At 61.2% G+C, this 19,883-nt stretch carries 26 protein-coding genes, 1 other RNA gene and 2 pseudogenes; 21 read left to right on the forward strand and 8 right to left on the reverse strand.

Annotated features, from left to right (window positions below):
- Positions 1–17 precede the first annotated feature (17 nt).
- Positions 18–755: an MBL fold metallo-hydrolase gene (locus L0A91_RS01545; RefSeq protein WP_235245540.1), complete on the forward strand. Its 738-nt coding sequence runs from the start codon at positions 18–20 to the stop codon at positions 753–755.
- Here L0A91_RS01545 and L0A91_RS01550 read toward each other — a convergent pair.
- Positions 679–1,602, reverse strand: a complete 924-nt coding sequence (locus L0A91_RS01550) for a DUF1295 domain-containing protein (protein ID WP_235245541.1) — start codon at positions 1,600–1,602, stop codon at positions 679–681. The genes L0A91_RS01545 and L0A91_RS01550 overlap by 77 nt on opposite strands.
- Positions 1,603–1,649: 47 nt before the next feature.
- Here L0A91_RS01550 and L0A91_RS17105 point away from each other — a divergent pair, with 47 nt between their 5' ends.
- Positions 1,650–1,772 carry a hypothetical protein gene (locus L0A91_RS17105; protein WP_260115263.1) on the forward strand — a complete coding sequence of 41 codons (123 nt, stop codon included), beginning with the start codon at positions 1,650–1,652 and terminating at the stop codon, positions 1,770–1,772.
- Between the two features lie 91 nt (positions 1,773–1,863).
- The gene (locus L0A91_RS01555) at positions 1,864–2,031 is read left to right on the forward strand and encodes a hypothetical protein (RefSeq protein ID WP_235245542.1); all 168 of its coding nucleotides are present in this window, start codon (positions 1,864–1,866) and stop codon (positions 2,029–2,031) included.
- On the opposite strand, the gene L0A91_RS01560 is transcribed toward L0A91_RS01555, so the two are convergent.
- The 6 genes from L0A91_RS01560 to L0A91_RS01585 all read right to left on the reverse strand — a co-directional run bounded on the left by L0A91_RS01560 (position 2,028) and on the right by L0A91_RS01585 (position 5,903).
- Positions 2,028–2,534, reverse strand: a complete 507-nt coding sequence (locus L0A91_RS01560) for a hypothetical protein (RefSeq protein ID WP_235245543.1) — start codon at positions 2,532–2,534, stop codon at positions 2,028–2,030. The genes L0A91_RS01555 and L0A91_RS01560 overlap by 4 nt on opposite strands.
- A gap of 186 nt (positions 2,535–2,720) precedes the next feature.
- A complete protein-coding gene (locus L0A91_RS01565; RefSeq protein WP_235245544.1) occupies positions 2,721–3,431 on the reverse strand; it encodes a hypothetical protein in 711 nt (236 codons plus the stop codon).
- A gap of 100 nt (positions 3,432–3,531) precedes the next feature.
- Positions 3,532–4,095 (reverse strand): hypothetical protein, encoded by a 564-nt coding sequence (locus tag L0A91_RS01570; protein ID WP_397333768.1) that lies wholly within the window; start codon positions 4,093–4,095, stop codon positions 3,532–3,534.
- Positions 4,077–4,649: an FtsK/SpoIIIE domain-containing protein gene (locus L0A91_RS01575; protein ID WP_235245545.1), complete on the reverse strand. Its 573-nt coding sequence runs from the start codon at positions 4,647–4,649 to the stop codon at positions 4,077–4,079. The genes L0A91_RS01570 and L0A91_RS01575 overlap by 19 nt, the downstream gene beginning before the upstream one ends.
- Before the next feature lie 151 nt (positions 4,650–4,800).
- Positions 4,801–5,106 (reverse strand): hypothetical protein, encoded by a 306-nt coding sequence (locus tag L0A91_RS01580; RefSeq protein WP_235245546.1) that lies wholly within the window; start codon positions 5,104–5,106, stop codon positions 4,801–4,803.
- A 107-nt stretch (positions 5,107–5,213) separates the two neighbouring features.
- Positions 5,214–5,903 carry an FHA domain-containing protein gene (locus L0A91_RS01585; protein ID WP_311198124.1) on the reverse strand — a complete coding sequence of 230 codons (690 nt, stop codon included), beginning with the start codon at positions 5,901–5,903 and terminating at the stop codon, positions 5,214–5,216.
- Between the two features lie 317 nt (positions 5,904–6,220).
- Here L0A91_RS01585 and L0A91_RS01590 point away from each other — a divergent pair.
- The 18 genes and pseudogenes from L0A91_RS01590 (at position 6,221) to ssrA (ending at position 18,868) form a co-directional block, all read left to right on the forward strand.
- Positions 6,221–7,451: pseudogene (locus L0A91_RS01590) on the forward strand (CpaF family protein).
- Positions 7,448–8,312 (forward strand): annotated as a pseudogene (locus L0A91_RS01595) (type II secretion system F family protein). The pseudogenes L0A91_RS01590 and L0A91_RS01595 overlap by 4 nt, the downstream one beginning before the upstream one ends.
- Positions 8,309–9,241 (forward strand): type II secretion system F family protein, encoded by a 933-nt coding sequence (locus L0A91_RS01600; protein WP_311197928.1) that lies wholly within the window; start codon positions 8,309–8,311, stop codon positions 9,239–9,241. Before L0A91_RS01595 ends, L0A91_RS01600 begins: the two are co-directional and overlap by 4 nt.
- Before the next feature lie 52 nt (positions 9,242–9,293).
- On the forward strand, positions 9,294–9,515 hold the full coding sequence (locus L0A91_RS01605; RefSeq protein ID WP_235246697.1) for a hypothetical protein: 222 nt from the start codon (positions 9,294–9,296) through the stop codon (positions 9,513–9,515).
- Positions 9,516–9,534: 19 nt separating this feature from the next.
- Positions 9,535–9,888: a TadE/TadG family type IV pilus assembly protein gene (locus L0A91_RS01610; protein WP_235245547.1), complete on the forward strand. Its 354-nt coding sequence runs from the start codon at positions 9,535–9,537 to the stop codon at positions 9,886–9,888.
- Positions 9,889–9,922: 34 nt separating this feature from the next.
- Positions 9,923–10,381: a pilus assembly protein gene (locus L0A91_RS01615; protein ID WP_235245548.1), complete on the forward strand. Its 459-nt coding sequence runs from the start codon at positions 9,923–9,925 to the stop codon at positions 10,379–10,381.
- On the forward strand, positions 10,378–10,863 hold the full coding sequence (locus tag L0A91_RS01620) for a pilus assembly protein TadG-related protein (protein ID WP_235245549.1): 486 nt from the start codon (positions 10,378–10,380) through the stop codon (positions 10,861–10,863). The genes L0A91_RS01615 and L0A91_RS01620 overlap by 4 nt, the downstream gene beginning before the upstream one ends.
- Positions 10,864–11,202: 339 nt before the next feature.
- Complete coding sequence (locus L0A91_RS01625) at positions 11,203–11,415, forward strand: hypothetical protein (protein ID WP_235245550.1); 213 nt, start codon at positions 11,203–11,205, stop codon at positions 11,413–11,415.
- Positions 11,416–11,462: 47 nt separating this feature from the next.
- Positions 11,463–11,771 (forward strand): HAD-IA family hydrolase, encoded by a 309-nt coding sequence (locus L0A91_RS01630; protein WP_397333836.1) that lies wholly within the window; start codon positions 11,463–11,465, stop codon positions 11,769–11,771.
- Positions 11,772–11,892: 121 nt separating this feature from the next.
- Positions 11,893–12,273: a hypothetical protein gene (locus L0A91_RS01635; protein WP_235245552.1), complete on the forward strand. Its 381-nt coding sequence runs from the start codon at positions 11,893–11,895 to the stop codon at positions 12,271–12,273.
- A complete protein-coding gene (locus L0A91_RS01640; RefSeq protein ID WP_235245553.1) occupies positions 12,243–13,361 on the forward strand; it encodes a nitronate monooxygenase in 1,119 nt (372 codons plus the stop codon). Before L0A91_RS01635 ends, L0A91_RS01640 begins: the two co-directional genes overlap by 31 nt.
- A 46-nt stretch (positions 13,362–13,407) precedes the next feature.
- On the forward strand, positions 13,408–14,520 hold the full coding sequence (gene prfB / locus L0A91_RS01645; RefSeq protein WP_235245554.1) for a peptide chain release factor 2: 1,113 nt from the start codon (positions 13,408–13,410) through the stop codon (positions 14,518–14,520).
- Positions 14,521–14,694: 174 nt separating this feature from the next.
- Positions 14,695–15,399 carry a cell division ATP-binding protein FtsE gene (gene ftsE, locus L0A91_RS01650; RefSeq protein ID WP_235245555.1) on the forward strand — a complete coding sequence of 235 codons (705 nt, stop codon included), beginning with the start codon at positions 14,695–14,697 and terminating at the stop codon, positions 15,397–15,399.
- Positions 15,396–16,385 carry a permease-like cell division protein FtsX gene (ftsX, locus tag L0A91_RS01655; protein WP_235245556.1) on the forward strand — a complete coding sequence of 330 codons (990 nt, stop codon included), beginning with the start codon at positions 15,396–15,398 and terminating at the stop codon, positions 16,383–16,385. The genes ftsE and ftsX overlap by 4 nt, the downstream gene beginning before the upstream one ends.
- Positions 16,330–17,478, forward strand: coding sequence for a hypothetical protein (locus tag L0A91_RS01660; protein WP_235245557.1), 1,149 nt, complete (start codon positions 16,330–16,332; stop codon positions 17,476–17,478). Before ftsX ends, L0A91_RS01660 begins: the two co-directional genes overlap by 56 nt.
- Positions 17,479–17,636: 158 nt before the next feature.
- Positions 17,637–17,903 (forward strand): M23 family metallopeptidase, encoded by a 267-nt coding sequence (locus tag L0A91_RS01665; protein ID WP_235245558.1) that lies wholly within the window; start codon positions 17,637–17,639, stop codon positions 17,901–17,903.
- Positions 17,904–17,974: 71 nt separating this feature from the next.
- A complete protein-coding gene (smpB, locus tag L0A91_RS01670) occupies positions 17,975–18,451 on the forward strand; it encodes an SsrA-binding protein SmpB (RefSeq protein WP_235245559.1) in 477 nt (158 codons plus the stop codon).
- Positions 18,452–18,502: 51 nt separating this feature from the next.
- Positions 18,503–18,868: a transfer-messenger RNA gene (gene ssrA / locus L0A91_RS01675) on the forward strand.
- A 111-nt stretch (positions 18,869–18,979) separates the two neighbouring features.
- Here the strand turns inward: ssrA and L0A91_RS01680 are convergent.
- A complete protein-coding gene (locus L0A91_RS01680; RefSeq protein ID WP_235245560.1) occupies positions 18,980–19,867 on the reverse strand; it encodes a DMT family transporter in 888 nt (295 codons plus the stop codon).
- Positions 19,868–19,883 lie beyond the last annotated feature (16 nt).

Consider the following 19,883-nt stretch of genomic DNA (forward strand, 5'->3'; position numbering starts at 1 on the left):
GCGCGCATACTGGCGTGATGACGACCTTCTCGCGCCGCCGTGTCCTCGAAATCGGAGCAGGCACGAGCCTGTTCGCGCTGCTTGCTGCTTGCTCTAGCGATGAACAAGTTAGCGAGGGGGCCCAGGCAACGGCCGACTCGGATGCTGCGGCAACCACGTCTGAGGCGGCCGAAGCGAGTTGGGAACGCATCAATCTCGGTTTCGTCTCGGCATACCTGTTAGTTCGCGGCGGTGAAGCGACTCTGCTCGATACCGGGAATCAAGGCGACGAAGGCGATATTGAGGCGATGCTGACCTCAGCAGGTTTGGGGTGGGGCGGCCTCAGCACCGTCATCTTGACGCATTCACACGGTGACCACGTGGGGTCAGCGGCGGCCATCGCGCAAGCCGCCCCCGAGGCAGCCTTTTATGCCGGTAAGCCCGATCTGGCTGCCATCGACATCGGTCGTGAGGTGATCGGGGTGGATGACCAACAAAAGGTGGCCAACCTGACGATTATCGCGACGCCTGGCCACACCCCGGGACATATTGCGGCGCTGGACACTGAGCGAAGCGTATTGCTCGCGGGTGACGCCCTGATCAGCGACGATGGCGCCCTGGCCTTGCCCAACCCGGACTTCACGCCTGACTATGACGAAGCGCTGAAATCTGTCGAAGCGATGGCGCAGCTGACCTTCGCTAGCGCCTACGTGGGCCACGGAGACCCAGTCCTGACGGGCGCAGACGCACAAGTGCGGGGACTAGCAAACTCCTAGCCCTCGTACCCTGGCGATCCTGAAGATTATTTCTTCGGAGGACGAGGAAAAAGTAGGCAGTGCGTTTCATGTACTCGCGATAGCCGGGTCGTTCTTTCATTGACTTTTCCAAGGTTTTTGCGCCGGAACCATTTCGCAACAGGAATGTCATGATGGCCGGGCCCACCAGGGTCCACCACAAGGCCCAACTGCCCGATAGTGCGATCAGGAAGAAACCCCACCATAGGCAGGCGTCACCGAAGTAGTTGGGGTGACGGGTCCAGGCCCACAGTCCCTCATCCATCACCTTGCTCTTGTTGGCGTCCTTCTTCTTCATGTAGGCCTTCAGCTGAGCATCACCAACGACCTCAAAGGTCAAGCCAATGGCATAGGCAATGATGCCAAGCACTAAGAGCACCCACCCGAATCCAGTGGTTGCGCCAGCGGCAGCCGAGCCCTGCAGCGGAAGCGAGACGCCGAACTGCAACAACCCCTGAAAGCCGAAGACGCGCAAGGCCGCGGCCTTGGGGTCCATATCGCCATAAAGCTCGGCGTAGCGCGGGTCTTCACCTTTGTCCCGCGAGCGCACATAGATGTGCCACGAGAGGCGCAGGCCCCACAACGCGACGAGGACGAAAAGAAGCAACCTGCGCTGGCCATCGCCAGAGCCGAAGAGCAAAGACATCAAGCCAACGACGACAAAGCCAGCCCCCCAAACCGAGTCGGCCACGGAGAGTTTTCCCGCACGTTGCGACCAGACCCATGTGAGGAATTGCAAGAAAATAAGGCCTAGCGCGCTCATCAGCGCGACCAAGGCGAAGTTTGACCAATCCATCGAGACTCCTGAGGTGTAGGTAGGTGCTGGCATCAGCGTAGTGATAGCGACGTGGCCCGCTGCGACTACCCTCGGATTCCATGACTAGCCCTGTCCAGCCAACGCCGCTTAACCTCCAGGCCGGTCGCATCGCCGCCACTCTCGTCGGTGTCGAGACGATCGCCCTGACTGGCTTTGCGCTCTTTATGCCTGGGAGCTGCTGACCGGGCAGGGGAGCGACCCCATCATTGTGTTGATGTCGATCGTGCTGTTTGTCGTCTTCATCGTGGGGTTTGGCTACGTCGCCTACGGACTTTGGCATCGCAACCCCGGGCTCAAGCTCCCGCTATCGCAGCGAATGGCCTGCTCGTCCCCCTTGGCATCGCGATGTTCCAATTCGCTCCGGCCTTGGTGGCTGGTGGCGTCCTCGTGGCTGGCCTTACTGTCGTGGTTTCAACCCTGGCCATGGGTTCACTGGACTAAGAGGCTGCGTACACCTGCACGCGCGTGCAGGTTCCGCCCAAAATCATTGACCCGCGGCCAGGGCAACGTAAGTCACCGACCGGGGCGGCAACTCCCCACGGCGAGCCCTCCTGGGCAGTTGCGGCGTTCAGGAGGACCCCACATTTTTGCCGCAGCGCAGCCGGGATGAGACCGCGATAAATCGTGCCTGTGTCGCTGACATCAGCGGCGACCACCAAATGGCGGTGCATGTTCCCGTCCGCTGCCCAACGCAGGGTGGCCTCCTCCAGCGATGAGTCCAGGAGCATCTCTGCGTCATCGACAAGAACGAGGCCATCGCCTTGCTGCCCGATGACGTCCTCATAGTGGCTCCACTGGTCACGCGCTGAGCCAGAGATACGGACCACCTCAAGGCCATTGGCACGTGCGCTAGCTTCGAGTGCACGCAGCGTCGAGGTGCGTCCGGATCTCGGCGGCCCGGCTACGGCTATTCTCAGGCCTTCGCGAGGCAATGGTATGGCCACGGTTTCACCTTCGTCATTGCCGACCCCTACGACGAGGTGGTCGATTCGAGGTTCTAGGGGTGGACCAAGTGAGGAAGCCGGATCACGGATGGAATCAGCGACCCGGGTTGCCAGGGTTGGCTTTGCTCAGCAGTGTCCTCAGCGCGGCGACCTGATCAGCTCCGTCCGCTGAAGCGCCCAGTACCGCTACTTGAGCAACCGAACCAGTAGAAATCTGTATGGCCCGACCGGGTGGCATTCGTGCTGGCACTTGGTCCGGGTTAGTCCGGTCATCAGCAGATCCATCGGATCGCTGAGCCGGAGGGACCAGGTGCTGGTGAGAAGCCCGGCAATCGTGCCACTGAGCAGCGATCGATCTCCGGTCACGATCACGACGATGCCGAGCGAAGCGCCCTCTCGGATGACGCGCAGCGCTGCCGCGTACACCGCCCCACGGTCATAGGACGAATACTCCTCGACGAATTGTGACCACCCCTCAATGATCCATAAGACCAGTGGCAACTGGTTTCGCGACCGCGACTCCCACTCAGCAAGTGTGGTGGCGCCACAAGAAGCCAGAAGTGTCTGTCGCCCCACGAGCATGCTCTCGAGTTGCTTGATGACTCGGCTGCCACGCAACGTCTCGCCGCCGGTTACGCGGGCTCCGCACGGGATCGCCTCATCCAGGCTTGCGAGCCCGCCTGGGTAGTCAAAGCAATAAACACCCCAGGCCCTCGACCCGATCGCCATTTGCCCCAAGATGGTCCGGACCCAGGTCGTGCGCCCGGTGCGCGGCCCACCGACAATGCCCAGATGGCCCTGGCTAATCGGGTTCCACATCCCGCTCACCTGCGACTGCTCCCACGGCATGTCGACCAGTCCCCACGGAAGGTCTGCAGTCTCTCCACGTTCAGGCAACGTCCCGACCGAAATGAGGTCCGGGAGTGGCGCAAGCCATGGCCTCTGGGGCATTTCACAATGCAGCAACTTGGCGGCGTCCTGGCAGGCATGGACGAGATCATTGCCCTCGTCCGGTGGCTCCACGTGCCTCAACCCCGTCATTGCAGCCCGGTCGCTGCCACAACGAGTCCAAGAAAACGGTCCGTGATTTGGCCTCCGCTGACTGACGTCGGCTTCCGCTGTGTGCCACCTGGACAGTCCTGGCCGCCTCCGCGCCTGTTCGAATCAAGGCGCGACCGGGTGTGCCTTCGGGAAGTGCAGCCGCCTCGGGCGACTCGATCACGTCGTACGAGTCGGTCGCATCGCGCAACCGCAACGCGATCCGCAGATTCATGTTGGCGCGGATATCGGCTGTGACAACACCTGCTGGGCGCTGCGTAGCCAGGATGACGTGCAAGCCCAATGAACGACCGAGGGCTGCGAGCCGCACTAACCCATCGACAAACTGTGGCACTTCCTCGGCGAGCACGCGGAACTCGTCGATCATGATGACAAGGCGCGGAATGGATGGCCCCTTCCCTGCTGACAGGTAGGCGTCCAGATCACGTGCGGAGTAGTTGGCGAGGAGCCTTTCGCGCCGCTTGATCTCGGCCATGAGTGAGGTCAACGCTCGTTCGGCCAAATGTTCATCAAGGTCGGTGACCAGGCCGACGCAGTGCGGCAGGGCTGCGCAGTCGCCAAAGGCTGATCCCCTTTGTAGTCCACGAGGACCATGACCAGGTCGTCAGGGCTATGCGACAACGCCATCGATAGCGCCCAGGAGCGCAACAGTTCGGACTTGCCTGACCCCGTCGTGCCTGCGACCAGAGCGTGCGGACCATCCTTGGCAAGGTCGAGCGTGCAGACACCCTCCGACGTGCTGCCAATCGGCGCGGACGCCTTGGATTGGCGATCTTGCCAGCGAGCGGCCGTTTCCGGCCCGCTTGTCGCGTGATGGACGATGTCTTCAAGCGCGACGCGATCGGGGAGGCCTTTGTCGCCCGAGGGCGCCTCCGAGAGACGAAGGCACGCCAGCGCCTGTCCCCACTGATGGGCCTGCGGCAAGCTCAATTCATCAGGCACACCAGTGACGACATGGGTCGGGGTGGACACGCAGATTTGGTGTGAGTCCTGCACCGTGACTACCTCATCAGCACCGAAGATCGCATCCGGCTCAGGAGCAAGAACGACGACCATCTCGGCGGATTCGGGACGAACCCAGGGTGGTTAGTGCGAAGGTCGAGTCGGTCAACGAGGGTGACGTGCGAGATCTCGGACGCGCGTGAGTTGCGATGTGGACACCAGGCCACCCAGTCCCAAGCGGGGTGTTCGCCCTCTACCTCGATACTCATCTGCGCCGGGCTGAAGTGCAGCAACTTTGCAGCAGCATGGCGCGCCCAACGCGGCGCACCAACTCCGGTGGGCCAACGACACAAACGACGCGGCCGCGAACCAAAATGGGGACATCCGTCCCTTTCCAGGGAAGACCGTCGAGGTTGACCCCGGTGGTGAGATTGCCGCGTCCTACCCGTAGCGTCAGCGGCCTCGCCTGACCAGACCACAAGCCCTCACGTGGTCCAGTCTCGATGGCTAGGCAGAGTTCCCCGACCGGAGGGTCGGCGGCGTTCATCTGCTCGACGGTGACCCGCGACATTGTCTGTAACTTGTGCGCGAGAGACGCGCAATGGGAGCGGTGCTCCGCAATGTCTGTCCGGCTTTGCCTCTTAGCGGAAATGCGCTCGGAGGCCCATGTGCCCAGCATCATCGCCGGTGCCAAAGGCCGAAGAGCATCAACATGGGCATCCGAAACACGGCCGCGAGTCCGGTCGCGACAACCAATGGAATGGCCCAACTAAGGATTGGCATAGGCCGGGCGGTGAGCGGTGTTGGACGTGCTGGAGCCTCGAGCTCGATGGGGGATGGCGGTGGGGACGGGCGCAGGGGAATGGCGACCTCGAGGTGCCCTGTGCCGGTAGCCATGGTGGCCAGCGGCAGTCGTTGCTGTGGGACCAGTTGAAGTTGATTGGCGCCCAGCCTGAGGACTTGGCCCGGCTTCCAGGCGGCTTCGCTCACGACAAGGACCTCGTTGAGGTAGATCCCATTGGTTGACCCAAGATCGTCGACCTCGATGCCTCCGCGGCTGGCTCGGACCAGGGCGTGACGACGCGACAACGATGGGTCCTGTAGCGATAGACCGCAGGCGGAGTCGCGTCCAATGCTGATGGATTGGCCAGGCTTCAGAGATCGGGCTTGTCCGGCATCTGGCCCCGTGCTGACGGTGACTAGCGCCGGCGTACGGGAAGGAGCCTCTGGACTCTCGGGCCAAGGAGGGTTGAGATGGCCAGAGTCGCTCCGTGGCTCAACGGAAATTGGCCAACCACGTCGGTGGCAACGAGGGCTTGAGTCTTTCGGTGTATCGAGGCTCGATAGCAGCGCGGATCGCGTGGCCAGGTAAGGGAAAGTGGTTCATTAAGTCGTTGAAGGTGACCGGACCCTCGGAGGTGACCTCCACGGCATAGCGGTCGGAATGATGAACCATCACCAGGCGCAGTTGCATCCGACAACAGTGCCAAGAGAGACCGGCTTCAGCATTTAGTTATCCCCAGGTGTGGTTACTGTCGAGTTATCCACAAGTTTTGGTTTTGGCAAAGTAAAGACTTCGCCAAATCGCTTACTTTGGCTTCCGGAGCATGATTCTCTTTTCATAGGCGTGTGGTGGCTGCAGGGGGCCACCACACGCCTCATACGTAAGGCTAGGGGGTATTCGGGTGGCAACAGGCGCTAGTTTCTTGCTGGAAGACGACGTGCGCGAACTGATTCGACGCCGGCGTTTGGACCCGCATCGGGATGCGGCAGCTGTCTTGTCTTTGGTGCGCGAAGTGCTGGCGGACTATGAAGAGCGTGTCCTCATCGAAGGCCTGCCGCCCATCGCGGACGCCAACGAGACTGAGCGCCTACTCGTCGACTCGGTGTCAGGGTATGGCCCACTTCAGGCCTATTTTGATGATCCGTCTATCGAAGAGATTTGGATTAACGAACCAAGCCGGGTTTTCGTAGCCCGGCATGGTCGTGCCGAGTTAACGCCAACTTTGCTCACCGAGCACCAAGTGCAGGATTTGGTGGAGCGGATGTTGAGGTCTTCGGGGCGCCGGGTTGATCTGAGTTCGCCCTTTGTCGATGCGGCCTTGCCCGATGGTTCAAGATTGCATGTCGCGATCCCGGATGTGACGCGGCGCCACTGGGCCGTCAACATTCGCAAGTTCGTTGTCGCCGCTGATGACCTAGAGGACTTAGTCAGGTTGGGGTCGATGACTCCGGGCGCTGCAAGATTCTTGAGCGCAGCAGTTGCCAGTGGACTCAATATCTTGGTCGCCGGGGGCACTCAGGCAGGCAAGACGACCATGCTCAACTGCCTCGCTGCTGCGATTCCTCAACAAGAACGCGTCATCACGTGAGGAAGTCTTTGAACTGAAACTTCCGCTACGAGACGTCGCGGCCTTGCAATGCCGTCAGCCCAGCCTTGAGGGCACAGGGGAGATCCCGCTACGGCGGTTGGTGAAAGAGGCCTTGCGCATGCGCCCCAGCCGGATCGTGGTGGGCGAAGTCCGGCAAGCAGAGAGCCTGGACCTGCTGATTGCGCTGAATAGTGGCCTTCCTGGGATGTGCACGGTCCACGCCAATAGCGCCCGTGAAGCTGTGACGAAGATGTGCACCTTGCCCCTGCTGGCCGGTGCCAACGTCAGCAGTAGTTTTGTTGTCCCCACGGTGGCCTCGTCGCTGGATCTGGTCGTGCACGTCGCGTTGCAAGCCGATGGTCACCGCCGCGTCCAAGAAATCGTCGGGTTACCCGGCAGGGTCGAAGGCGACGTTGTTGAGGTTGCCGATATCTTCCACCGCCAGGACGGCAAATTGCGCCGGGCTGATGGTTTCCCACCGCGCTCAGAACGATTCGAAAACGCTGGCTTCAACTTGGCCGAATTGCTGGGGGACGGCTCGTGAGCGGGGCGTTTTGGGGGCTCACACTTGGCATTGGACTGGCCTGCGTGTGGTGGTCCTTCTGGCCGCGCGAGCCCCGGAGAAGGCACAGTGCGGCCCGCGCATGGATGCTCCGACTGAGCGACGAGATCGCACTTGCCGGTGTCCGCGGGCTGTCCGGCCCTGGACTCTTGGCTTTTGCCTTGCGACATTCCTGATCGTCCTGCTGATCGGGTACACCCTAACGAGTGTGCTGGCCATCGCCTTGGCTTTTGCCGCGATGAGCGCATGGGCTCCGATCGGCTGGGTGCGTAGCCGAGCCCGCCAACGGCGGACAGCGCTACGCGAAGTGTGGCCTGACGTTGTCGATCACGTGTCGTCAGCCGTGCGAGCAGGTCTGGCTTTGCCTGAGGCTCTGGTCCAACTTGCCGACCGTGGCCCAGAGGATCTGCGTGAACCGTTCGCCGCGTTCGCGGCCGATTACCGGGCTACTGGTCGCTTCTCTGACAGTCTTGACCGGCTAAAGACCTCTTGTCCGATCCAGTCGCGGACCGGTTGATTGAAGCGCTCCGAATCGCCCGAGATGTTGGTGGAAGTGACCTTGGCCGCGTCTTGCGCACTCTTTCCGCGTTTCTTCGCGAGGACGCGCACTCGCGGGCCGAAATGGAAGCCCGGCAGAGTTGGACGGTCAACGCCGCTCGACTGGCGATGGCGGCGCCGTGGGTTGTGTTGCTGTTGATGGCCACTCGAAGCACCGCACTCGTTGCCTACAGCGAGCCAACAGGCATTGTCGTGCTGGCACTAGGTGGCGCAATGTCTGCTCTGGCCTACTGGGCCATGGTCCGTATTGGCCGGCTGCCGCAGGATGAGCGGGTCTTGCGATGAGTATGAATCCGGTCTGGCTGGGCGCGTTGCTGGGAGCAATATTTGCACTGGGCATTCTGCTTGTTTGGCGAGGGCTGCCGGCCACTCGCGGCACCGACTTGGTGCAGCGAATCGAGCCATACCTCGATCGTGCTCCGCGGCGCTCGCGGCTTCTTCAGGACCCGACAGTCCCGTTGCGCTGGTCGGATATCGGCCGTCCTCTCGGCCACCGTGCGGCCGGCTGGATCGATCGGCTTTTTGGCGGCCGTGATTCTGTCAGCCTGCGCCTCACCAGGGCTGGGCTAACCGACGATGTCGACGGATTCCGGCTGCAGCAGGTCCTATGGGGTGTTTCCGGCATGGTGCTGGCGGCGGCAGGAGGCTCGCTCGTGTGGTGGCTTCGCGGGGCATCTCCTTGGGCGCTGTTCGTCCTGGTCTGCTGTGCTGGCCTCGGCGGGGTGATTGCCCGAGACTCAGTGCTGACCTCGATGGCGAACCGACGCGAGAAGCGTCTGATGGCGGAATTCCCAGCGATGGCGGAGCTCTTGGCGCTGGCAGTGACTGCTGGGGAGGGGACCATGCAGGCGTTGGAGCGAGTTTCGCGCCTCTCGACCGGTGAGTTGGCAGGCGAGCTTGAGCTTGCCCTCGGTCAAGCTCGAACGGGAATGCCTTTGCCCCAGGCCCTAGAAGGGATGGGCCAGCGCACGGGTCTCACCGCGCTCAGCAGATTTGTGGATGGGCTCGTGGTCGCGATGCAACGCGGGACACCGCTGGGCGAGGTCTTGCGAGCCCAGGCTGCCGATGCCCGTGCAGCTGCTCGCCAAGCCTTGATTGAGGAAGGCGGTAAGCGTGAGATCTACATGATGGTGCCGGTCGTCTTCCTCGTCTTGCCTGTGACCGTGCTTTTTGCCGTCTATCCCGGTCTGTCGCTCTTGCAGATCACGGTTTAGCGGTCTTCGCCAACGACTTAGCAATGTTCAGAAACAACGAAGGAGATACAAGATGAAGCGAGTTATCGGAGTTCGCCGGGTCACGGGACGCATCCGCGGTCGCATGGCGAGCCAGTTGAACAACTGGCTCAACCAACCCGAGCGGGGCGACGTCCCCGGATGGGTCTTAATCACGGTCATGACTGCCGGCCTAGTAGCGGCGCTTTGGCTGATCGCGGAGCCATTGCTGGCCAATCTCTTCAGCACAGCCATCTCTGGTGTGACCGGCCCGTAGGGTGTGCGGCTGGGGCGAGTTGGCGAAGTGGTGTCAACGCCGAGAATCGGGCGCTGCAGTCACCGACTTCGTCCTGCTGTCTGGGTTGGTGTCGCTGATATTCGCTGCTGTCCTGCAGGTGGGGTATTCATTGCACATCCGCAACACGGCGACAGCGCATGCCATCGAGGGCGCTCGGGTCGCTGCCCGTGCCGATACCTCGCCGCTCGAAGGCGCGATCCGCACCGAGTCCTTGCTGAGGTCAACTGCGCCGGGGAGGTACGGCACGGAGGTCACGTCTGATGAGACCGTGATCAACGGTGTCGTTGTCAGCCGAGTGACCGTTGACTTACCTCTGCCAGTGCTCGGACCCTTAGGCTTTCCGGGACGATGACCGTGACTGGCTTGGCCTACGCCGAGGATCAGGGATGACGGCCAATCGGGGCAGATCACTCATCGGGCAGCCGGATCGTGGCTCAATGCTGATCGAGGTGACAGTTCTGATGGTCTTGGTGATGCTGCCTCTGCTCTATCTCGTCGGGACTCTAGGTCGGGTCCAGGCCGGTGCTTATGCGGCGTCGGCGATGGCGCGAGAATCAGCCCGGGCCTACGTCACTGCCCCTGATGTTTCTCAAGCACCAGGTAGGGCAGCCGGGGGAGGCCAACTCGTCTTGATGAGTCATGGATTTGAAGCCCAGGATGGTTCGGTCGATGTGTCTTGTCCTGATGCCGAGTGTTTGCAGCCAGGCAGCCGGGTGGTGGCGAACTCGCGGATTGCCGTCGAGTTGCCACTGATTCCCGACTTTATGGAGGGCATCGTGCCCACCACGGTTAGTCTCGCCGCGGAACATACCGAAGTCGTTGATTTCTTCCAGGAGAGCAAGTGACGCGCCAGGGGCTCGATGCCCGCCTCGCCCTCCTGCGGGCCGGGCGGGAGGATGGGCAAATAGGTGTTCTGATCCTTGGCATGGCTGCCATCTCATTGACCCTCATCTTGTCGGTTGTCTCCGTGACCTCCGTGCAATTGAGTCGGATCCACCTGCTCGATGCTGCGGATGCGGCAGCCTTGGACGCCGCAGACTCCATCGCCCAAGAGCAGCTCTACGAGAGCGGGTTAGGCAGCGGCGTTCCGCTGACCGACTCTGCCGTCCGGGTGGCTGCTGCTGAGCATCTTTCGAGCGTGCCGCTCCCGCCGCAAGTCTCGAGCTGGGGTGTTGCGCCGGGGACAGGTTCACCGGATGGACGCACGGCGGTGGTGCGGGTGCAAGGGGTCGCGCACCTGCCGATTATCACTTCAGTATTGGACCAATTTGGCTCTGGAGTGAGTGTGACGGTGGAGAGCCGGGCCCGCTCAGATCTCGATGAGTAGAAACCAACGATCGCGAAATTCAGCTGACATTGTTTTCGAAATCCTGGTCTTTGGTTTCCCCGCATCAACAACGCGACAATTGTCAGGAAACGCCGAAGGTCAGCGTGAAGGACGTCATCAGGTTTAACAGCACGTAGGCGTAAATCTAACCTTCGGCGTGGCGGCGGTCTACATGTGACCTAGTGGCGATGGCCAAGAGCGCGAATGCGTAGGTGACGATAGCGCTATGACTCACGCTGAAGACACCGACACACACGGCACTCTCGGTGCGCTGCAGGGCGCACGTTCCACGCTGTCCTTTTTGACAACGACGGAACGCTCACTGACTCAACCGCAGCAGTGGAAAGGTCCTGGCGACGGTGGGCCACCGAATATGAGGTGCCGGAGTTTTCGCTGGAGAATTATCACGGCATGCCCGCTGCCGCAATCATTGCCGCCGTGGCACCCGATATTGACCCTGTCGCCGGGCTCCAGCGCATCGTTGAGCTCGAGGTTGCCGACACAGAAGGTGTGGTGGCGCTGCCCGGCGCTGCGCGGGCCTGTCAGCCCTAATTGGCCACGCTGCAATCGTCACCTCAGCAACAGCGGAATTGGCTGGCGTGCGAGTGGCCGCGGCCGGACTAGTGCAGCCACCGGTGATGATTACCGCTGATGACATCACTCGCGGCAAGCCCGACCCACAGCCATACGTCTTGGGAGCTCAAGGGCTTGGCGTGGACCCATCAAAGTGCTTGGTCGTCGAGGACGCCCATAGCGGTCTGGCCTCTGGTCGTGCCGCAGGCTGCGCGACCCTTGGTCTGGCCACCACTCACGACGCTGCAGAGCTCACCGCAGACTTAGTCATTGCCAATCTTTCGCAGATCGAGTTTGATATCGATGAGCAGGGTATTCGCTTGCGCCGCCGGTGAATCGCCGCCGGTGAATCGTCGCCGGGAAGCGACATCACGGCTTAGTTACGTTACCGTAGGTTACGCAAGCGAAACTTACGGTGTCGTGGTATCGATTTCCTGACGTACCAAGGAGGCTCCTGTGGCCCCAAGCACGCAGCCCATCATCATTCAAGGTGGAATGGGCGTAGCCGTTTCGTCCTGGCAACTCGCACGTGAAGTGTCGATGGCCGGACAAATGGGTGTGATCTCGGGAACCGCGATGGATGCTGTGTTGGCGCGGCGCTTACAGCAGGGCGACCCAGGCGGTCACATGCGCCGGGCGCTTGCCGCGTTCCCTTCGCCAGAAATGGCTGCTCGGATCCTGGATAAGTTCTTTATTGAAGGCGGCAAGGCTGAGGACGCGCCCTACCGGCCATTGCCCAAGTTGACCTTGGACACCTCCCGCGCGGCCGCCGAGTTAGCCGTTGTCGGCAACTTCGCGGAAGTGTGGTGTGCCAAGAGGGCCACGACGGCGTCGTAGGCATCAACTGCTTGGAAAAGTTGCAGGTTGCGACCCCCACGGCATTGCTGGGTGCGGCACTGGCGGGTGTGGACTACGTGCTGATGGGTGCTGGGATCCCGCGCGAAATCCCCGCCCTGTTGAACGACTTCGCCGCTAAGCGCGAGGGCAAGATCACGGCCGACGTGGCTGGTGGGTCAATCACCCGCTATATCAGCGCAGACCCCGTCGACATTCTTGGCGACGACACCCCCGAGACCATCAAGCGTCCTCAGTTCCTGGCGATCGTGTCGGCTGAGGTGCTCGCAAACTACCTTTACCGCGACCCCGAGATTCGCCCTGATGGGTTTATCGTCGAGGGCCCCAGCGCAGGCGGCCACAGCGCGCCACCGCGCGGCAAGATGAAGTTGGACGATGACGGCGAGCCCATCTACGGCCCCCGCGACTTGGCTAACTTGCTCAAGATGGCTGAGATCGGTCTGCCCTTCTGGGTGGCCGGTGCCTACGGCACGCCGGAAAAGGTCGCCGAAGCGCTCGAGGCAGGGGCAGCTGGCGTTCAGGTCGGAACTCTGTTTGCGCTGAGCAACGACAGCGGCGTCACCGAAGAAACGCGTGAGCAGTTGCTTGAGCAATTGCGCGATAACGGCGACATCAAAGTCCGCAACGACCCGCGTGCCAGCCCGACTGGCTTCCCCTTCAAGGTGGCGACACTCAAGGACACGGCCAGCGAGGAAGAGGTCTATCAAGAGCGTCCTCGGCTGTGCGACCTGTCCTACCTGCGTACCGCATACGAGAAAGAAAACGGCGACGTAGGCTTTCGCTGCCCCGCGGAGCCCATCGACATGTACCTCAAGAAGGGTGGCGAAAAGCCAGCCACCGAGGGCCGCAAGTGCTTGTGCAATGGCTTGATGGCCAACATCGGGCTGGGCCAGACCCGCAAGGACGGCTACTCGGAGACGCGCTTGGTGACTCTCGGGCAGGATCTCGACGGTGCCCGTCACCTCATGGGTCAGTATCCGCAAGGTTGGAAGGCCGGAGTTGCTGTCGAGTGGTTGATGACTCAGGTGAGTTCGTCGGTTTCTGCCGACAAGTCTGCCGTCGCTAGCTAGTTGAGGCGGACCTGCCAGGTATAGGGAGCGCGTAGGCTGTTGGCTCGTGGCTGTTGACTTTGAGACCGAACTAAAGAACCTGCGCGCGACCATGCTGACGGTCTCCCAGGTGACCGACCTGGATCGTCTGGCGGCCAGTATCGCTGACCTCGAAGAGCAGGCGTCCGCTCCCGACCTTTGGGACAACGTCGATCACGCCCAAAAGGTGACCTCTCAACTCTCCCGGGCAAACAGCGAGCGCGACCGCATTGTCGGGATGGGTGACCGCATTGACGAGTTGGAAGTCCTAGTCGAGCTCGCCACAGAAGAGTCAGATCCCGCAGCCCTGGCTGAAGCCGAGACTGAGTTGGCTTCGCTGCGTAAAGACGTGGATCAACTGGAGGTCCGCACCCTGTTGAACGGTGAGTTCGACGAGCGCGAAGCGGTCGTGACGATTCGTTCGGGTGCCGGTGGCGTCGATGCGGCCGACTGGGCCGAGATGCTCTTGCGGATGTACCTGCGTTGGGCCGAGCGGCACGACTATCCCACGACCGTGCTCGACACCTCGTATGCCGAAGAGGCCGGGCTGAAGTCCGCGACGTTTGAGGTCAAGGTTCCATACGCGTTCGGCACGTTGTCCGTTGAAGCGGGCACTCACCGCCTCGTTCGGATCAGCCCATTCGATAACCAGGGGCGCCGTCAGACCTCGTTTGCTGCGGTGGAGGTCATCCCACTGATCGAGACCACCGACAGCATCGAAATTCCGGACAACGACCTCAAGATCGACGTGTTCCGCTCATCCGGCCCTGGCGGGCAGTCGGTCAACACCACCGACTCTGCCGTCCGAATGACGCACATCCCCACTGGCACCGTCGTGTCGATGCAAAATGAGAAGTCCCAGATCCAGAACCGCGCGGCAGCACTTCGTGTCATGCAGTCTCGGCTTTTGTTGTTGAAGAAGGCCGAGGAGCACGCGACCAAGAAGGAGATGGCTGGAGACATCAAGGCCTCATGGGGTGACCAGATGCGGTCCTACGTCTTGCACCCATACCAAATGGTCAAGGACCTGCGCACGGCACAGGAGTCGGGCAACGCGTCGGTCATTCTCGATGGCGAGATTGACAGTTTCATCGAAGCTGGCATTCGGTGGAAGCGCTCACAAGAGCGCGACGCCGAGTAGGTCGAGCAAAAACAACCCTTCAGGGGTCACGTTTCCGCAACGCCGGTCACGTGAGGTTGCTGCAGTCACATAGGTCCCACACGTAACATCGTGTGTGGTTCACTCTCGTCTGGCTTGTGCCTGGTGAGCGGGCCGACCGATGCCCCCGATCTGTCAGGCAGTTTTCGATAGCTCATGATTACTCTGGAAAATGTCAGCGTGCGGTACGCCAAGGGCGATCCTTGGGCGCTCGATGACGTCTCGGTCGACATCCAGCGCGGAGAGTTCGTCTTCGTGGTGGGAGCCTCTGGGTCGGGTAAGTCCTCTTTGATTCGGCTAATTATTTTGGAGCGTACGGTCACCAAGGGGCGGGTCCTGGTTGCAGGCAATGACCTCAACAAGATGCCCCGACGGCACGTGCCACGGCTGCGCAGGGGAGTGGGAACGGTCTTTCAAGACTTCCGTCTGCTTTCTGGCAAGACCGTCTATCAAAACGTCGCCTATGTGTTGCAGGTCTTGGGGACAAAGCCACACATGATCAAGCAGCTAGTCCCCGAGACGCTGGAACTGGTCGGACTCGAAGGCAAAGGCAAGCGATTGCCGCACGAACTCTCTGGTGGCGAGCAGCAGCGAGTAGCGATTGCCAGAGCCATGGTGAACAAACCACCGATCCTGCTGGCCGATGAGCCCACCGGAAACCTGGACCCAGAAACTAGCCAAGAGATCGTGGCCATTCTGGACCGGATCAATCGTTCTGGCACCACCGTGGTGATGGCCACGCACGACACCACGATTGTCGACACCTTCCGCAAGCGGGTCGTTCAACTCAGCGATGGCGTGATCATCCGAGACCAAGCCGATGGCCAGTATGTCGACACACAGGTGGGGGAGGGCTCGTGAGATTAGGGTTCCTCTTCGGCGAGGTGGCCAACGGTCTGCGCCGCAACACCGCAATGTTTGTCTCTGTCGTGCTCGTCACCATGGTTTCGGTGTTTTTCATGGGTGGCGGCTTGCTCGCGCAACAGCAAGCGTCGCTGTCCAAGGGCTATTGGTATGACCGGGTCCAGGTCACGATCTTCCTGTGCACTCCAAACGCGACCGACGTCGCTGCCTGTGTCGGGGGAGCTGCCACGCAAGAGCAGCGTGACCAGATCGAGAGTGACCTAGAGAGCCTCAGCCCGTTGGTCGAGGACTACTTCTATGAGTCAAATGGCGAGGCATACGATCGATTCCGGGAGCAGTTCCGCAACTCCCCAGCCCTGGACACCATTCCGCAAGAGGCCATCCCGGAGAGTTTCCGGGTGCAATTGTTCGACCCCAGCAAGTACGACGTCATCGCCGGTGCCTTCCAGGGCACGCCCGGCGTCGACGACGTTGTGGACCAGCGTGACCTGGTCCAGCGTCTGGCAGCGTTCCTCAATGTCGTGACTTTCGGCGCGGTTTCGCTGGCCCTGGCCATGCTGATCTGTGCTCTGCTGCTGATCGGCACCACTATCAGGCTGACAGCCTGGTCACGCCGCCGAGAAACCAACATCATGCGGATGGTGGGCGCCAGCGCTTTCACTCTGTACGTGCCGTTCATTATCGAGACAGTCCTGGCCACTCTGCTTGGAAGTCTGCTGGCTCTAGCCCTGTTGTATGGCGTCGTTGAGTACGGCATCACCGGCTACCTATCCGATCTCCTAGCCGGACAGAGTGGCTTGGTCAGCTTGATCGGCAGCTCAGAACTCTTCTTTTTAGCCCCTTCCTGGTCGGTGGGGCCGTCTTGCTGGCGGTCATCACCTCCTGGTTCGCCCTGCGTCGTTACGTTCGCGTTTAGTGAGGCCCCTGATGAATGTTCTTTCCCGCACCACTCTGGCCCGACCCCACCGTCACCGGGGGATTAAGGCATCGCTGATCATTGCGCTGAGTGCCGGAATGATTATGGGCACGCCCGCACTGGCAGACGAGCTCGATGATATTCAAGACCAGCAAGAGCGGGTCCAACAGGAGCAGCAAGGCACTCAGAACGACAAGTCTGAGGTCGAGGGGTCCATTGAAGACCTGGGCGAGCACCTGGAGGACACATCACTTGAGCTAGAAGCGGCCAACGCCAAGCTTGAGAAAACCAACGCCGATGTTGCGGCGGCTGAAATAGCCCTGGCCGGAGCTCAGGATGAGTTGGATGCTGCCGAAGTGGAGGCAGACCGCATTCAGGGTGAGTTGGATGTTGCCTACGCCAATGAAGAAAAGATTCAAACCTCGCTTGATGACAATGCGCAGGCGCAAGAAGAAACAGAAGCCGCTGTCGGAGCCATCGCCCGCGAGTCCTACAAGAATGGTGGGGTTGGCGAGCTAGAGGCGACCCTTGACGTCTTGGCTGGCGATGGCGACGCAGTGCAAGAGCTCGAGATGTCGCGAACAGTTCTGCGCGTCCAAGACCAGAGCATTCAAGAGTTGAGCAACCAGAAAGCAGTCGAAGTAGCCGAGCAAGATCGGCTTGCGGGCGTCCGGGCCGATATCGCGGACCTGCTGGCTGAAGCCGAGGCCAACGTCATCCGAAAGGAAGACGCGGTCACGGCTGCCGACGAGGCGAAGACTGACTTGGAAGACTTGCAAGCTCAGCAGGAAGCAGACCAAGCGAGCTTGAAGAGGAGAAGGCCAAGGTCTCAAAGGACTTGGAGGCAGCGCAACAGGAGAACGACGACCTGGAAGCGCAGTTGGCTGAATTGGCGGCCGAGAAGTACGACCTCGACATTGCCGAGCAGGCTGAGGTCCAACGGCTCGCGGACGAAGAGGCCAAGCGCATCGCTGAGGCCGAGGCGCAACGCGCAGCCGAAGCCGAGGCTGCGCGTCAGGCTGAGGCTGCGCGTCAGGCTGAAGCAGAACGCCAAGCCGAAGCAGAGCGTCAGCAGCAGTCGTCTTCATCGCCGGCGCCAGCCCTGCTCCCGCGCCAGCCCCTGCTCCCGCGCCAGCCCCTGCTCCCGCGCCAGCCCCTGAACCCGCACCGGCACCTGCGCCAGCCCCAAGCGGCGGGTATCTCTCCCGGCCAACCCCAGCTGCCGTTACCAGCAGCTACGGCTACCGGACCCACCCCATCTTCGGCGACCAGCGCTTACACGCTGGCACTCGACTTCGCCTCCAACTGCGGCACTCCGGTGTATGCGGGCGCTGACGGCACCGTCATCGACACCCCGTTCACCGCGGGTGGTGGCAACAAGATCATCATTGACCATGGTGTGGTGAACGGCGTGAACTTGACCACGACATACCTGCACCTGCAGTCGTATGCGGTGAAGTCGGGCTCAGTGAGCAGCGGGCAAGTTGTTGCCTACGCCGGAACGACGGGCAGCTCAACAGCGTGCCACCTGCACTTCGAGACGCGAGAAAACGGCATCACGGTTAACCCGATGAATTGGCTGTAAACTCGGACGTTGCGTCGCGTTCGCGTTGCACTATTGGGCCTGCCCGCAGGCCACGGCGAGGGAAAGAGCAGATGGTGAAGGAGAAGGGTCGCAAGCTTGTTGCCAACAACAAGAAGGCGCGCCACGAGTTCCACCTTGAGGACACGGTCGAAGCAGGCCTGGTCCTGACGGGGACAGAAGTTAAGTCTTTGCGGATGGGACGCGCTGCTCTGGTCGATGGCTATGTCACGGACTACCGCGGCGAGTTGTACCTCGAGAATGCTCATATCCCCGAGTACTCCCAGGGCAATTGGACCAACCACAGCGCCCGGCGGCGTCGCAAGTTGTTGATGCACCGCGATCAGATCGACAAAATGATCATGAAGGCTGGCCAGGCTGGCTACACGATCGTGCCACTCTCGCTGTACTTCGTGGATGGCCGAGCCAAAGTCGAGATCGCCTTGGGCAAGGGTAAGAAACTGCACGATAAGCGACAGACGATGCGAGAGCGTCAAGATCAGATGGAAGCCCAGCGGGCCATGTCCAACCATCTGAAGAAACACGGGTAGACTACATCTCTGGAACATTGAAAACTGGACAGTGTGATGTGGTCACCTCATGGGGGTGATCGGTTTCGACGTTGTGCGGCCAATTAGAGGAAGCGGGCCGAGAATGCAAGGTCAACTCGTTAATGTTCCTTGCAAAACCACAGGTGCCGATTCCAAGCGCACCGACTTCGCCCTCGCTGCCTAAGCGAGCCTGAAGTCTGTCAGCCTGAGGTAGTTTCCGACTCAGTGTCTGGCATCAGCTAGGAAACTTGCTGCGTCATCATGTTGGGGGATGACGCGGGACTCTTACTCAACTGGGCCTGTCAGAGGACGTGTGCGTGCGAGCTCTGGGGCCGAGAAAATCCATAGCGCACTGCGCCCGGAGAAGCTCTAGTTCCCCGGCAGCGGACGCGGGTTCGATTCCCGCCACCTCCACCATTTCGACCACATCACACTGTTCAGTCCATTGTTCTGCAACGTCTAAGGGCGGCGATCATTTCGGTGATCGCCGCCCTTAGTCATGCCTGCTCTTGAACGCCTACGCGTTGCTCAACTCTGTTGGCGCCTTTGGCGCAATGACGGCAGGCTTGTCACTCTTTGCTCGTGCCATGCCAAAGCCGTCACGCTGGCGACCACGATGAACATGCCCATCCAGCGGCTCGGTGTCATTGAGGCATCCAGCAGAGTGACGCCAACAATCGCTGCTGTCACCGGGAAGAACAACTCTGCAAACGTCGCCCGCGAGGCCGGGGTGCGCCGCAAGCCGATGTAGTAGAAGGTCAGAGCTAACAACCCCGGGATCAAGGCGAGGCCGATCAGCGTTGGCGCCAACGAGATCGGCATTGTCCAACCGGACCCGGTCACCAAAACGATCAGCAACGTTGCCGGCAGCCCAAAGGCAAAGCGCAGCACCAGAGTGTTGCGTGCGCCCAGTTCTTGATCTACGAGTCGCCCCAAAACAGTCCCTGCTGCCCACAGCGCAGCCGCTCCCAAAGCAAACAGCGCCGCTTGAGCATCGGAGATGCCGACGTTGAAGGGCTCCGCGAAGGTCAGCAGCCAAGCACCAATCAGCGCTGGAATCGCGAAGAACGCAAACTTCGGTCGCAGCCGCTCGCCGAGGATGACAACCGCCAACAAGATAGCCAGCAGCGGTTGCAACTTTTGCAGCACCTGTGGCGTGATCGGGTCGCCAAACTGGAAAGCTGCGGTGAAGAGGGTCGTGGCGAGTGCTGAAGAACCTGCCCCGATGATGACGGTGGCGGCCCGAGTCCGCGCGGACGATGAAGCCCAGGCGCGCAGGGCTGCTGGCAGGAACGGCGAGACAAAGAGCACCAAAGCCAGGTGCTCAAAGAAGACGACGGTGGGAGCAGAGAGCCCACGCGAAAGTGGCTCCCGGAGCAGCGCTGAGGTTCCCCACAGACTTGCCCCGAGAGCCACTAACCAAGTGAGGTCA

The organism is Ornithinimicrobium sp. INDO-MA30-4, assembly GCF_021535045.1.
In the GTDB taxonomy this organism is placed as follows: Bacteria; Actinomycetota; Actinomycetes; order Actinomycetales; family Dermatophilaceae; genus Ornithinicoccus.